General features: G+C 64.4%; 15 protein-coding genes and 3 pseudogenes. 10 read left to right on the top strand and 8 right to left on the bottom strand.

The annotated features are described in order from the left end of the window. Positions 1-7: 7 nt before the first annotated feature. On the bottom strand, positions 8-310 hold the full coding sequence (locus ACQCST_RS02430; protein WP_426997775.1) for an urease subunit gamma: 303 nt from the start codon (positions 308-310) through the stop codon (positions 8-10). Positions 311-588: 278 nt separating this feature from the next. Between ACQCST_RS02430 and ACQCST_RS02425 the strand changes: the two genes are divergently transcribed. Next, on the top strand, positions 589-996 hold the full coding sequence (locus tag ACQCST_RS02425; protein ID WP_426997774.1) for a DUF6855 family protein: 408 nt from the start codon (positions 589-591) through the stop codon (positions 994-996). Positions 997-1,037: 41 nt separating this feature from the next. On the opposite strand, the gene ACQCST_RS02420 is transcribed toward ACQCST_RS02425, so the two are convergent. Beyond that, positions 1,038-2,042, bottom strand: coding sequence for a LacI family DNA-binding transcriptional regulator (locus ACQCST_RS02420; RefSeq protein WP_426997773.1), 1,005 nt, complete (start codon positions 2,040-2,042; stop codon positions 1,038-1,040). 100 nt (positions 2,043-2,142) lie between these two features. Here ACQCST_RS02420 and ACQCST_RS02415 point away from each other — a divergent pair, with 100 nt between their 5' ends. Continuing rightward, positions 2,143-3,069 (top strand): transposase, encoded by a 927-nt coding sequence (locus ACQCST_RS02415; protein WP_426997772.1) that lies wholly within the window; start codon positions 2,143-2,145, stop codon positions 3,067-3,069. A 28-nt stretch (positions 3,070-3,097) separates the two neighbouring features. After that, positions 3,098-3,244: pseudogene (locus ACQCST_RS02410) on the top strand (IS30 family transposase); the annotation flags it as partial. Positions 3,245-3,875: 631 nt separating this feature from the next. Here ACQCST_RS02410 and ACQCST_RS02405 read toward each other — a convergent pair. After that, complete coding sequence (locus tag ACQCST_RS02405) at positions 3,876-4,061, bottom strand: helix-turn-helix domain-containing protein (RefSeq protein ID WP_426999053.1); 186 nt, start codon at positions 4,059-4,061, stop codon at positions 3,876-3,878. 300 nt (positions 4,062-4,361) lie between these two features. On the opposite strand from ACQCST_RS02405, the gene ACQCST_RS02400 reads away from it, so the two are divergent. The 4 genes from ACQCST_RS02400 (at position 4,362) to ACQCST_RS02385 (ending at position 6,767) form a co-directional block, all read left to right on the top strand. Continuing rightward, entirely contained in the window at positions 4,362-4,733 is a 372-nt protein-coding gene (locus ACQCST_RS02400; RefSeq protein WP_426997771.1) for an ArsR/SmtB family transcription factor, read from the top strand. Beyond that, a complete protein-coding gene (locus tag ACQCST_RS02395; protein ID WP_426997770.1) occupies positions 4,730-5,710 on the top strand; it encodes a TIGR03086 family metal-binding protein in 981 nt (326 codons plus the stop codon). The genes ACQCST_RS02400 and ACQCST_RS02395 overlap by 4 nt, the downstream gene beginning before the upstream one ends. A gap of 50 nt (positions 5,711-5,760) precedes the next feature. After that, complete coding sequence (locus ACQCST_RS02390) at positions 5,761-6,099, top strand: YciI family protein (protein ID WP_426997769.1); 339 nt, start codon at positions 5,761-5,763, stop codon at positions 6,097-6,099. Positions 6,100-6,611: 512 nt separating this feature from the next. After that, positions 6,612-6,767 carry a hypothetical protein gene (locus ACQCST_RS02385; RefSeq protein ID WP_426997768.1) on the top strand — a complete coding sequence of 52 codons (156 nt, stop codon included), beginning with the start codon at positions 6,612-6,614 and terminating at the stop codon, positions 6,765-6,767. 136 nt (positions 6,768-6,903) lie between these two features. Here the strand turns inward: ACQCST_RS02385 and ACQCST_RS02380 are convergent, their stop codons facing one another. Further along, positions 6,904-7,173, bottom strand: a complete 270-nt coding sequence (locus ACQCST_RS02380) for a helix-turn-helix domain-containing protein (protein ID WP_426997767.1) — start codon at positions 7,171-7,173, stop codon at positions 6,904-6,906. A 148-nt stretch (positions 7,174-7,321) separates the two neighbouring features. Between ACQCST_RS02380 and ACQCST_RS02375 the strand changes: the two genes are divergently transcribed. Further along, a complete protein-coding gene (locus ACQCST_RS02375; protein ID WP_426997766.1) occupies positions 7,322-7,486 on the top strand; it encodes a hypothetical protein in 165 nt (54 codons plus the stop codon). Next, positions 7,483-7,707 (top strand): hypothetical protein, encoded by a 225-nt coding sequence (locus ACQCST_RS02370; RefSeq protein ID WP_426999226.1) that lies wholly within the window; start codon positions 7,483-7,485, stop codon positions 7,705-7,707. The genes ACQCST_RS02375 and ACQCST_RS02370 overlap by 4 nt, the downstream gene beginning before the upstream one ends. Positions 7,708-7,749: 42 nt before the next feature. On the opposite strand, the pseudogene ACQCST_RS02365 reads toward ACQCST_RS02370, so the two are convergent. Then, positions 7,750-8,082 (bottom strand): annotated as a pseudogene (locus ACQCST_RS02365) (alkaline phosphatase family protein); the annotation flags it as partial. Here ACQCST_RS02365 and ACQCST_RS02360 point away from each other — a divergent pair. Further along, positions 8,008-9,168 (top strand): annotated as a pseudogene (locus ACQCST_RS02360) (phospholipase C). The pseudogenes ACQCST_RS02365 and ACQCST_RS02360 sit on opposite strands and share 75 nt — an antisense overlap. A 254-nt stretch (positions 9,169-9,422) precedes the next feature. Here the strand turns inward: ACQCST_RS02360 and ACQCST_RS02355 are convergent. From ACQCST_RS02355 to ACQCST_RS02345, 3 genes are read right to left on the bottom strand one after another with little or no spacing between them, the layout of a single operon-like run. Continuing rightward, entirely contained in the window at positions 9,423-11,114 is a 1,692-nt protein-coding gene (locus ACQCST_RS02355; protein ID WP_426997765.1) for an LssY C-terminal domain-containing protein, read from the bottom strand. A gap of 46 nt (positions 11,115-11,160) precedes the next feature. Further along, positions 11,161-12,390 carry an MFS transporter gene (locus ACQCST_RS02350; protein ID WP_426997764.1) on the bottom strand — a complete coding sequence of 410 codons (1,230 nt, stop codon included), beginning with the start codon at positions 12,388-12,390 and terminating at the stop codon, positions 11,161-11,163. Next, a complete protein-coding gene (locus ACQCST_RS02345) occupies positions 12,387-13,037 on the bottom strand; it encodes a DedA family protein (protein ID WP_426997763.1) in 651 nt (216 codons plus the stop codon). The genes ACQCST_RS02350 and ACQCST_RS02345 overlap by 4 nt, the downstream gene beginning before the upstream one ends. Positions 13,038-13,177: the final 140 nt, after the last annotated feature.

Below are 13,177 nucleotides of genomic sequence, written 5' to 3'. Positions count from 1 at the left end.
GGCTCCCCTATCGGATCGGGTCGTGGACGGTGACGAGCTTGGTGCCGTCCGGGAAGGTGGCTTCGATCTGGACATCGTGGATCATCTCCGGCACACCCTCCATGACGTCACCGCGCGTGAGCAGAGTGGTCCCGTAGCTCATGAGATCCGCAACTGTCCTGCCGTCGCGGGCTCCCTCGATCAGTTCGTAACTGAGGATTGCCACGGACTCCGGAAAGTTCAGTTTCAGACCCCGGGACTGGCGACGGCGCGCGAGGTCGGCAGCGACCACGATCATGAGTTTTTCCTGCTCACGGGGCAACAGATGCATTGATACTCCTTCAACTATGGGTGCTGCGCAGATTCAGACGTCGGATCACTCGAGGCTCAGAAAAAGCCGAGGACGTCGGGGCAGCTACTTCGGTTATAGCCCCAAACGTCGGGCATATCCAGCTCGGCGGGTTTTGATGTTTTGGAACACTTTTGTGACCAGCGTAGGCCGGTCCCGTTTCCTTGAGATTTCCGATGCCTGACTCCTGCGGAAGTGCGGGCGCCTCGGTAAGCTGAGGGCATCACCCGGCTACCCGGAACATCGAAGGCGGACACACCATGGCGCTTGGTTCAAAAGACGATCCCTGGACTCTGACAACAGCTCCGGGCACCTCCGAATACTCCATGTACCGGGACGAAAACTCAGATCCTCCGGCGCTTGTGTGCCAGGTCGGATCCACCACGCTGAAGTATCATCTGGCGGCCATCGACGACTTGCACGCGTGGCTCGTTGATCAAGGAGATTGGGTTCCGCTGGGGGCTGCCGATGAAAACAAGCCCGCGGCGGACGGCACCGTTGAGGCCTGGGGCCGCGACGCCGGGAATCCGGTGGGCGGCTGGTACGGACTGAGAAAGGGCTACCGGGGCAGGTTGGGCATGTACCTTCCCCCGCTCCTGGAGGCCCTGGGGCTGGCAGAACTGACGCATGAAAAGCGCAACAACAGCATGCGGGCCCTGACGGTCTAGTATTCCCGGTGCCGGGCTGTGACTGCGGTTGGCGGTAATGGCTATGGCGCGGAATGGCGGACTTTGAGTTCGAACCCGGCCTCCACACGAATGCCGTCAAGGCCAGATTCAACACCTTCGATCCGGTCCAGCAGCAGCCCGATGGACCGCTCAGCAATTTCATCCATCCCGGGCGCCACGGTGGTGAGCGACGGCGAGGCGAAACGCGCCTCGTCAATGTCATCGAAGCCGGCGAGCGCCACATCCTGCGGTACCTTCACCCCGCGGACCAGCAGCTCGTGCATCGCTCCCAGCGCCACGGCGTCGTTCAGTCCGAAAACCGCATCAAACTGAACACCGCTCTCCAGCAGGCTGCGCACTGCCGCAGCTCCGGCGTCGCGGCGCCACTCGCAGGGAACCACCAGCTCTGGGTCAAATCTGACGCCGGCGGCGGCCAGCGCCTTGCGGTAGCCGGTCAGGCGCAACCCCCGGCTGCCCGCCCGGTCGTCCGCTGCCGCACCGACAACTGCGACCCGATGGCGGCCTCCCGCCAACAGGTGGGCCGTGACTGCCTGGGCGGCCTCCACGTTTTTCATGGTGACGAGGTCAAACCGGGGATCGGCAATATGCTCCCCGAGCATAACTAACGGCTTGGTGCCGCGGCGTTCTGCGATGGCATCGGCTTCCAGGGCAAGCGGTGTGAACAGGAGACCGTCCGTCAGCTGGCGGAAGGGGCCCTGCAGCGCGTTCAGTTCGTTCTCCGCAGTGGCGGCCGACTGCTCCACGAGAACCCGGTAGCCCCGCGCGGAGGCGACAGTCATCAGCTTGGACGCCAGTTCTGCGTAGTACGGCGCAGACAGATCGGACAGGACCAGCCCCAGCGTCCGCGATTTGCCCGAGCGGAGACTGCGGGCCGTCAGATTGGCCTCGTAGCCAAGTTCGGCAATGGCATCAAGCACCTTCTGCTTGGTCCCGGGCCGGATGAACTCGTAGTCGTTGAGGACATTGGACACGGTCTTCAGCGAAACGCCTGCGGCACGTGCAACGTCGTTCATGGTCACAGCCATCGGTGCTTCCTTCTCCCTGCAATACGCCTGGGTACATCGTTGCAGGAATCGTGGAGATTCCCTGCCTCATTAGATTTACAACGTTATAGAGTGAACCAAGATGTCCAGCCCAGACCCCGCGGAACCACCATGCCGGCTGCCCGCGCCCGAGGTGGTGTGGTTTTGCGGCAAATACCACACGTTCCTCACCTGGGGTGCCGGCGCGCCGGGCACATGGGCCGAGCAGACCAAGCTGCGGCCGGTTCAGTCTGACGCTGCTGCCTCGGAATTGAAGGTGCTTACAGAGCACCGCGATGACTTGGTGGGGGCTCGCACGCAAACCGTGAACCGGTTGCACGCGATAATGAACCTGCTGGTCATGGGTGGGGCGCCCCGGAACCTGACCGCTGACGCGGCTGCCGCCCTGCTGCGTCGGGTACGACCGATCGAGAGCTTGACCGCGACCCGCCGGTTGATCGCAGCCGACCTTGTCGCCGAGATCCGCCGGCTTGACAAACGGATCACCACCGCCACCGCCCACATCACCACTCGCGTGACCGACACACAGTCCACGTTGACGGCGATCCAGGGAATCGGCCAGTTGACCGCCGGCAAGATCCTCGCCCGCACCGGCACGGTCACCCGGTTTGCTACCGAAGCGCACTTCGCCGCCTATGCCGGTGTCGCGCCCCGGGAAGTGTCATCTGGAGACGTGGTCCGGCATCGGCTATCCCGAGGCGGCGACAGACAACTGAACTACACACTCCACACCATCGCGCTCACCCAGATCAGCATGAGAACAAGCCCCGGGCGCGTCTTCTACGACCGAAAACGCAGCGAAGGCAAGAGCAGCAAAGAGGCACTCCGAGCCCTGAAACGACGCCTCGCAACAGTCGTGTTTCGGAGAATGATCGCCGACCTTGACCGGCAAGCGACGGGCCCGGCGGGACACCAGGGAACGACTCAACAATCCGGCGTGACCGGCTCACATCCCGACACCGGTTCTTTCGGAAAAGTCACTCACCGGACCCGTCGCAACCAAGCATAACCGGCATCCGATTTGACCAGAGAGGCGCCCCAAGGGCACCAACCTCGCCGTTCACAGCGTTGAGCACGTCTCCCACGTGATGCGTGAACTCAACGAACAGCCCCGGAAAACTCTCGACTACGACACCCCGGCAGCACGATTCAAAGCGGAACGCAAAGCGCCGTCGGCCGCTTAGCCGTAGCCTCAAAACACCGGGACTATGCCCCGATTTCACGCATCTGTTGCGTCGACCGCTAGAAACCGCGCCCCCTGAGCGGGCGACCAGAAAGCAGGCATCATTCTGTATGGGAACCGACTACGGACACCATTGCGACTTGACTGACTTCCCTGCAGGCCATTGAACTTGGGGTCGCGACTCGGGCCAATTGATTACGTATCTAAGCCCAGATCAGTATTCTTAATTGGGGCACGTCTTCCTCCGGTCCTCGGCATATGGGAGTGTCAGTCGCTTTCGCCGGATTTTCAAGGCGAGCCCCGAAAGCAAAAGTACTCGACGCTGTCCAAGAATCGTTACTTGGACACGCGCCAATGCCAGAGTCTCTCCGAGGGGGAAGGGTCCCTGACGACCCGAAATTGAATACACGCGGGCCGTACTTTTTTCAGCTGCGGCTCTGTCCGCAAGCCGGTCCTCCACCGGCCGCTTCAGCGCCCCGTAATGTGCTCTTCTAAATTGTTAGTTTCAGAAGTCGTCTGCACTGGATCCCGCAGTAGAACGGGGCGAGTGCAGAGGACTGTTGACATCGGGTTGTCAGAAGTCCCGTGCACTGTCATGCATTTGTTCAATAGTCGCCTGCACCAAAAGCACGCTACGGGGCTGCAGCTGCTGAGGCGTCCTTTGCTGGGACCCAGCGGTACAGGGTGGGCACCGAGACCCCAAGGCTGGCGGCAACTTCCTTTGGCGGTGTTCCCTGACTGAGGAGCTTCCGGGCTGAGCGGATCTTGGCCTCGGTCATGACGCGTTTGCGTCCCCCTACTCTGCCCTGTTCACGCAGTGGAGTCTGAGATCAGTGCCACGGGAAAACTGGCCCTTCCGCGCACTGAACAGTGATCCTGCCACGGCGCTTGACCGGCTGGCCGTCGGTATTGGAGCCAGTCAGTCACGGAATCTCCCCGACGGCCCTTTGGGTCGCGTTACGCAACTCGCTAATCGGCAAGACCTTGCCAAATAGCGCCTGGCCTTCGCGCCTCGTGCCGGAGGACCACGGGCTGGGCGAGGCGTCGCTGTCAACGGGCTTCGTTCCGGGTTTCCCGGGGCCTTGCGCAATACGTTAGCGTACACTAACGTATTTCTTGTGTTGGATGCCTTGGAGATAGCCGCGGAGCCGAATCGGCGCCGGCTGCTGCATCTTCTGGCACGCCGGGAACAAGCGGTAGGTGAGCTGGCCGCTCAATTCACGGTGAGCCGCTCTGCGGTCTCCCAGCATCTGCTGTTGCTGGAGCAGGCCGGGCTGGTGGCTGCCCGGAAAGAGGGGCGGAACAGGTACTACAGGCTCGACCCCGGGGGCATGGGCCGGCTGCGTGATCTTGTCGAGCAGTTCTGGACCGACGAACTGGATCTGCTGGCATCGGATGCCGCCGAGCTGGCCGCCCAGCGTCAAGGGCCCCCGCAACATCACATGACCGAGTCGGAAACTCCGCTTCAAAACAAAGGACGCTTCACATGAGCTTCGATAAAACCGTCCACCTGCCCGTCGGCGCCGACGAGGCGTTTGCCCTGATTACCGAGCCGGAGCGTCTGCGCCGCTGGCAGACGGTGGCCGCCCGTGTTGACCTGAGGATCGGCGGAGAGTACCGCTGGACGGTCACACCCGGCCACCACGCGACCGGCACTTTCCAGGAGATCGAGCCGGGCAAGCGCGTCGTCTTCACGTGGGGCTGGGAATCCGGGATGGATCTGGCGCCCGGTGCGTCCACAGTGACAATCACGCTGGAGCCCGATGCCGAGGGCACCTCGCTGCGTCTGGTCCACGACGGACTCACCGCCGAACAGGCCACAGCGCACGCCGAGGGCTGGAACCACTACCTCGGCCGCCTGATCGCCGAAACCTCCACCGCTGCCGGTGCCGGCCCGGACGAGTGGTCCGCCGCTCCCGAGGGGATCGATCCCCTCAGCTCGGCCGATGCGTCCTTGGCCGTGCTCCTGGGCGTGCTGCGTAATCTCACCCCGGCGGACCGGGAGAAAGCAACCCCCTGCGCTGACTTCACCGCCCACGAACTGCTGGAGCACCTGGCCGGGTCGCTGCGGCAGATCGGCGGCGCACTCGGCGCGGACGTGACAGACCACGCGGATGCCGTTCCCGAGGTGCGCATAGCCGGATTGGCGCAGTCCACGCTGGAAGCCTTCACCCGGCGTGGTACCGACGGCACCATCGACATGGGCTTTGCTGAACTCCCGGCCACCGTCGTGGCCGGCATCATCAACCTTGAGCTGCTCGTGCACGCGTGGGACTTCGCGACGGCCACCGGCGAGGAACTCGTCGTGTCCGACGTCGTCACCGACTACGTCCAGGGCCTTGCCCGGCTGACCATCTCCGAGCAGGTCCGCGCCAGCGGCAGCTTCGCCGCTGCCCAGCCCGTCGCCGAGAGCGCCGGGAGCCTTGAGCGCCTCATCGGGTTCACCGGCCGATCCGTAACCGCCTAGAGTTCTCCACCCCAGTAACCCGTATGAAAACCAAGGAAAGTAGGAACAACATGTCCAAGTTCATCTTCATCTACCACGCCCCGATGACCCCCGCAGAAGCCGCGCCGCCGGCGTCCGAAGACATGGCCGCCGTTATGGAGCAGTGGAACGCCTGGGCGGGCAAGGTCGGTAACGGCCTGATCGATTTCGGCACGCCCCTGGCCAACGGTGTCCGCGTTTCTGCCGACGGGGCCACGGCACCGAGCCAGCGTGAGGTCGCTGGATACAGCATCATCGAGGCCGACAACCTCGAGGCAGCCGTGGAACTCGCCAAGGTGCACCCGCACCTGAACATGCCGGGCGGCTGCGAAATCGAGGTTCACGAGGCCCAGCAGATCCCCGGAATGTAGCAGCGGGCCAAATAATCCCACAGGCGTGTCCGCCGCTGCAATACGGCAGCCCGCGGACGCGCCGCAACTTCACAGAAACCTGACACCCCCATGTCAGACAACCACGATGAAATCGCCATCACCACCCGATTTGCTTCCTTGGGTTCAAGGTACCCCGGGAGTGAGACACATCATTGGGACAGCAGGACCCCCCGGTTTCCGGGGGCCTGCGAGGCGGGTAAAGCACCCGCGGTAGTCCTAGCAACCGATCGTTTATTGAGGACGCAGGAAGCTTGGTTTCAGCATCCTCAGCACGCGTGTCCAAGATTTGGGACCCCAGTGCCGTCCACATATGGTCGATGCCTGGCGAGAAGCAATGGTGGCGAACTCGAAGGGCAGACCTCGATCAACGAACTGCTCGACGAGCCTGTCGCGTCGCGTTCATACAGATGGTGCTGCCCCTCAATGTCCAGCTCCCGGAAGGAAAAATCCGGCGTCTATGAGCTCACAGCAGATTCTCGGGAATATCGGTCATGGGACCAGGGGTGGTGGTGGTGCTGTTGTTCGCCAGGGCCCTCGAACTGAAAATTGCCCACAACTACTTCGGCGCGTTGACGGTCACTTCGTCCCAAGTCCTGGGCGGCCAGAGGCCTGTAGACGCCCTCAGCGACCCCGCTCCCCACTCCTGAAAGCCCAGGAAGCATCCGGCCCGTGAAATTCACGCCAGCTAGCCCCGGCCCTGGACACAGAGTACCTGGTAGATCGTCTCGTGAGCGATGTGCAAATCCTTGCGTCCGGAGAAGGCCTTCCGGAGCTGCCGGCAGATTAAGCCAGGCCCCACCACCGGTCATGCCTCGCCTGAACATAGGCCTTCAGCTCGGGAAGGGCCGCAATTTTGGCCAGCCGCGGACACTGCCTTCGGGTCCGCACTTTCTTCTGCGCGTAGTGCGGACGGCGCTGTCCCGCCTGATTCCGGTTCCAGCGCAGTTCACGGCTCACGGTGGGCGGTGCCCGGCCCAGCTCCGCAGCGATTGACCGCCGGCTGTGCCCGTCACGGTGCCGGGCAGCGATGGTGATCCGCTTGTCCTCACACACAAGACCTGGACACTGGGGTGCGGGAACAACTACTGGAGCTTCTGCGCGACACTGACAATCAATGAGCCCATCTCTGTCTGCAATACCAACGGTGTGAACAGTTTTTCCTCATCCTTCCCGCCTGGTCTGCCCCGTCGGCATGGGCCTGATGATGTGGCTCATGATGCGCGGCCGCAGCGACCAGCCCGCCACATTCGACCAGGAGCAGGAACTGGCCACGCTGCGGGCCCAGATCCAGGCCCTCCGCCCGGCGCCGGCAGACTTCGACCGGCGCCACCCGGCACCGCGTCCCGAAGGGAACCCCGGTGCGTGAACACAGTATTGAATTCACTCGCAGGAACGGCAGCGGCCATCTCCCTGACCTCGTTCTTCTACCTGCGCACCATGCGCCGCCAGGCCGGCACCACCCCCGACGGGTGCTGCGCCGGCCCGAGCGGCAGCCGGAGCCTGGGCACGTCCCGTCTCACCCATGAGAACCGTGCCCTGGAAATACCCGTTCCCGGTCCCGGCAGCCCGGGCATCTATACCGTCTAATGGCAGGTCACGGCCCGCGCCGCAGGCGTCCTTGCTGGTGTTTTCCACGAACTTGTTCATGAGACCGCCGTTGTAGGCCTTCTGCTCCGAGGTGTACTCATGGTCCTGGTCACAGGTGACCGCTTGGGACCGCGAGAACCGGGCCGGCTGGACGGAGTTCGGGTTACTCGGTGCGAGCAGGTTGTCGTGTGCCAGGGTGGCGATGTCCTTGGGCGTGTCCGTCGCCGCCGTGAACGAGGCCGCGGGGATTCCCGAGCCCTGCTGTGTTTCTCCGGGCAGTACGGCCGGCCGGGGCTGACCATGGTTTACTACGACGGCAACACCGTCACCGGGATCTGGAACTACGCCCAGAACTACTCCATGAGCGACTCCCATTTCAGCACCGGCTTCGGACCGTCGAGCCCGGGCGCGCTGAACCTGGTCTCGGGACAGACGCATAGCGTGAGCGAATTGACCGCAGCCGGCCAGCCTGTCAAGCCGGCGGCAAGTGATTACACGGTCCGTGCTCCTGACGCCAACGGCGTAGGCACGATGATCAACGACCCCGACCCGGTCTATGACGATTGTTCCAACAAGAGCCACACCACCAGCTATAACCTGGCCGGCATGAGCAGCAAGAACATCGGCGACCTGCTCAACGACAAGGGCGTTAGCTGGGGTTGGTTCCAGGGCGGCTTCGCCCCGACGGCCCCCGCCACCGCCACGACGCCCGCCTCCTGCGGGGCCTCCCACACAAACGCGGCCGGCGCCTCGGTGACGGACTACAACCCGCACCACCAGCCCTTCCAGTACTTCAAGTCGACGGCCAACCCCCACCATCTGGCTCCGGCCAGCGACGCGGAGATCGGCCACAACGGCTAAGCCAACCACCAGTACGACACGGCTGACTTCAGCAAGGTCGTCAATTCCGAGAACATGCCGGCAGTCTCATTTCTCAAGGCCGCCAACTACCAGGACGGCCACGCCGGTTACTCTGACCCGATCGACGAACAGAAATTCATCGCCGCCCAGGTCAACACCATCCAGCAGTCCAAAAACTGGGACAGCACCGCCGTCGTCCTCGCCTACGACGACTCTCACGGCTGGTACGACCACGTCGTACCAGCCGTGAAGAACTCCTCCAACACCGCCGATGACGCCGCGTGGTGCCTGAATGCGTATAACAAGGGCATCCCGATGGCCGGAGGCTACGCCGACCGCTGTGGCCCGGGCCCGCGCCAGCCGCTGGTGGTCATCTCCCCCCTCGCTAAGAAGAACTTCGTGGACCACACCCAGACCCACCAGGCCTCGATTCTGCGGTTCATCGAGGACAACTGGCACACCGGCCAGATCGGGGACTCCTCCGCGGATGCCACCGCAGGCTCAATCACCGCCATGTTCAACTTCAACCACCAGCGCACCGACAACGTACTGCTCAACGAAAAAACCGGCGCCATCGCCAGCATCATCCGAGGCCACTAGGACAGCGACGAAACCAACAACGACGTCGGGAGCAGTACTTCCGGGGGCAGACCGTCCGTGACTAAACCCGCCGGGCCCAGTAGCGGCCCGCGCAATATGCAGCCCGTCCAGGACAACCTGGGCGGGCTGCACTGTCTTTCAGCGAAGGCCGGTCAGCGGTCCGGAATATTATCCCGTGCCATACTCGGCTCGGCGGCCCGCACAAACAAGGGCCAGCGGAACAGTTGGCGCCGTACAGCGGGGGTGCCCCGTAGTTACCGGTTCAGGCTTTCAAGATTGAGTACTGCCGCCCGGCCGTCCGTAAAGAATCCGTCGCCGGTTGCGTTGTGTCCCAGCTGGGCGTCCACGACGTGAACCAGGTGGGGTTGGGCCACTTTCAGCGATTGCAAGATGTAGGCCCTTTCCGCATCAACATCGGGATCGATGTGGTGGGTCGGCAAACCGGACTTCGTTCCTATCCCGATGCCCCGGTCGAAGCTTGCCGTGGCGACCCACACGGGCAGACCCCCGACGGTGAAATTGGTTTTCCAGATCCTCGTGTGGTGCCGCTGGACCAGCGTGTTGGCGTCGGTGGGTTTTTCGAATGCCACGGTCTCGGGCCGGGCGTCAAGATAGGACGGCGTGACCGGAGCCGTGAGGTACTGCTCGTTGCGGACCGCCACCAGGATGGATCGCAGGGTGTTGCCCAGGGTCGAGGGGTCGGCTTTGTACCATCCGGCCCGCTTGAACAGGCCCTGTATCTGCTCCTGACTGCCAAGGTAGATAAAGTTGATGGGCTCCATCCTGGCCCCGGTCAGCGTTTCGCTATAGACAGGCAACCCCTTAATGGCAGCCTCATTCAGCGCGGGCAGTACCTCAGAAGTTTCCTGACGTTCAATGACTGTCAGGGGCGTGAGCTGGGCGGCGAATATCCCGGCGAACAGCAAGGCAACGGAAGCGGCGATCAGGAGCGGCCGTTGGACCGCGACGGTGAGTGTCACCGGCCTTACAAGGTGGAACCGGTCGTTGATCTCCAACGGCGTGATAATGACGGAAAGAAGAAACAAACCCAGGGCGAGACTGCCCAATATGTCGCTGGGGTAGTGGACGCCCAGATATATCCGGCTGATACCGACCAGCAAAACAGCGGCCAGCGTAGCCAGCACGATCATCAGCCTGCCGATGTAGGACTTGACGGTGCGGCACAGCAGGTAGGCTGCGAGGCCGCCTACGACGGTCGCTGTCAGCGTGTGCCCGCTGGGAAAACTGAAGCTGTTTTCGGTCAGCAGGCCCAGGGACCGGTCCGGCCGGGGCCGTGCCACGAGCTGTTTGATCACCGTGGAACTGGCGGTTTCCAGGCCAAACGCGGCGGCCAGCAGGACCGGCAGCCACCATTGCCGCCGCCGCCAGGAGGCTATGCCCAGGACGATCAGAAAGAAGATGACCGAAACCGAACTGGCGGAAAACGCGACAACGCTGAAAAACGTGTTCTGCCCGTCCGTTCGGATATCCGGCACAAGATTAAGGATCCGCTGGTCGATGCCGGCGAACGAAGTCTTCAGGATGACGGCCCGGGTGATGCTGATGAAGGGCAGCAGGGCGGTGGCCGCAGCCGCGGCGCCGACCGTCAGGACTAGCCCGGTCGGCTGTTTCATCGAGAACCGACGGCCGGCCCAGCGAACGAGGCGCGGGTAGCGTTGACGGAACCGAACGACGTAGGTGTTGCTACGCACACCCTCCCCGGCGGAGAGCAGTATCGACCAGGCGATTTTCAGCGGCGTGCGCAGGACCATGATCAGGCTGAAGACGAACAGAATGATCAAAAGCAGCTGCACGAGCAAGGCGGCCGCAAAGATCAACGGAATGCCGACGACATCCAGCGTATTCAGCAGATAGGCGTTCAGGGCGGTCAAGACAACCACAGCCAGCAGGGCTGCCCCGTACCTGAGCGTCCGTACACTCATCATCCCGGCCGTCTTTTCCGTCCGCGGTCCGGCGGGTTTGCGGTTTCAATCATCCCGGCTCCGTTCGGTTCGGGCTGGTTTCCGCGACTGCCGGGGACTTGCCTCCCGTGCGGGTGCGGGGACGGCGGAGGAATACTCCGACGGCGGCGGTCAGGAGGGCGAGGGCACCGTAGCCGGCCGTGAGGCCCGCGGCGGCTGCGACCGCCCCAACCAGCAGCGGGCCGCCGGCGTCGCCGAGTTCGCGGCCGACTTCGGCGGCGCCCATGGTCTGGCCCAGCCGCTCCGGCGGTGTGGCGGTGGCCAGGGCCGCAAAGGCAACCGGGGTGATGATGCCCGTTCCGGCGCCGATGCCCACGGCGGCCGCCAGCAGCCCGGCGATCCCGGGTAGCATCGCGGCGGCCAGGCCGGCGGCCGTGAGTGCCAGGCCAAGGACAGTGAGGCGGCCCGGACCGGTTGGTGTGTCGGATGCCCGCCCGGCGAGGGGCTGGACAACGGCGGCGCAGAGGGCCAGGAGCGAGACAGCTGCCCCGGTGGCGACGGGCCCGAGACCCGCGGCCGACCCCGAGAGGGGGAGGAAGCCGACACCGACGGACAGTGCCGCGGTCGCCGCTGCCAGGGCGGCGGCCGGGGCCAGGAACGCCCGATCGGCCAGCCGCCGGGCGAGGTCGGCGACGGTCTGCCGGGAGCGGGGAAGGGGCGACGCCACGGGCACGCCCAGGAAGGCCCAGACCGCTACCGCCAGTGCCAGGAGTGCGGTGATGGTGAACAGCAGTTCCAGACCGCCAGCGGCGACCAGCGCTCCTCCGATCAACGGCCCGGCGGTGTATCCGATGCTCTTGTAGAACCCGTAGGAGCCAAATGCTCTGCCCTGCCGGTTGGTCGGGTTCAGCCGGGAGACCAGGGTAGAGGCTGCCGGGGAGAACGCCGACGCGGCCGCGCCCTGGCCAACTCGGGCCAGCCACAGCCATGCCGGATCCCGGGCCAGGACGAAGGCGGCGGAAAAGAGGCCGAAGGCGGCCAGGCCTCCGAGCAGGACGGGTCTGGCGCCGATCCGGTCTGAGAGTGTCCCGAAAACGGGTTTGAGCAGCACCTCGGCCCCGTCGTACAGGGCCAGCATCGCCCCCAGCAGCAGCAGGGACTGGCCATGGCCCACGCTGTAGGCGCCGAGGTTCGCGGCCACGGCATGGGCGCCGAACGCCGTGGTGAAGCCGGCCGCATACAAGGGGAACAGATGCCGCCGGGGGCTTGACACCGTGGCGCCCTGTGGGTCGGCCGTCATTGCTCGGGCTCCGGCGCGGAAACGGGCGGGGGCGCGCCGGTGCGGCGTTCCCGGCGTGCTTTGCGCACGCGCCAGACGATGAACGCGATCACAGCAACCAACAGCACGACGGCGGTGATGTCACGTCCGGCTGCCTTGGCGACTGCTTCGTAGGAGTTGCCGCCCAGGAAACCCAGCAGCACGAACCCCGCGCCCCAGACCACGCCGCCGGCGGCATTGAAGGCCAGAAACCGGGGATAGTGCATCCGGGATGTCCCCGCGAGGGCCGGCATGACCGCCCGGAAGAAGGCCACGAACCGCCCCAGGAAGACCGCTGATCCTCCCCTGCGGCGGAGGAAGTCCTGCGCCTTGTCCAGTTTGGCGCGGCGCTTGTTCATGACCTTCAGGTTCAGGACCCGGGGGCCGAAGTGTTTGCCGATCTCGTAGCCGACGGTGTCCCCCACAATGGCGGCCAGCACGACCAGTATCATCATCATCCACAGCTCCACGTGGCCCCGGCTGGCGACGACGCCTCCGAGGACCGCCGCCGTCTCTCCCGGGATCACGAATCCGATGAACAAAGCGTCCTCGGCAAACACGAGCAGCCCCACCAGGGTCAGCGCCAGCAGCGGGTTGACGTTGAGGATACTGTCGACGAACCCGCTCACACGCCACCGCCTCCCCCGGCGTGAAGACCGCGGTCCGCGCTCGGGAACTGCTCGATTACCGGATCCTCGTTCACGGTCTGCTCCTCGCCTGTCGCGTCCGACCGGCAGCCGGCCGGCCGGCCGGCCGGCCGGCCTCCAAG

Origin of the sequence: Pseudarthrobacter sp. N5, from assembly GCF_050157035.1 — a bacterium.
GTDB lineage: Bacteria > Actinomycetota > Actinomycetes > Actinomycetales > Micrococcaceae > Arthrobacter.
This window is presented reverse-complemented; position numbering and strand designations above follow the sequence as displayed.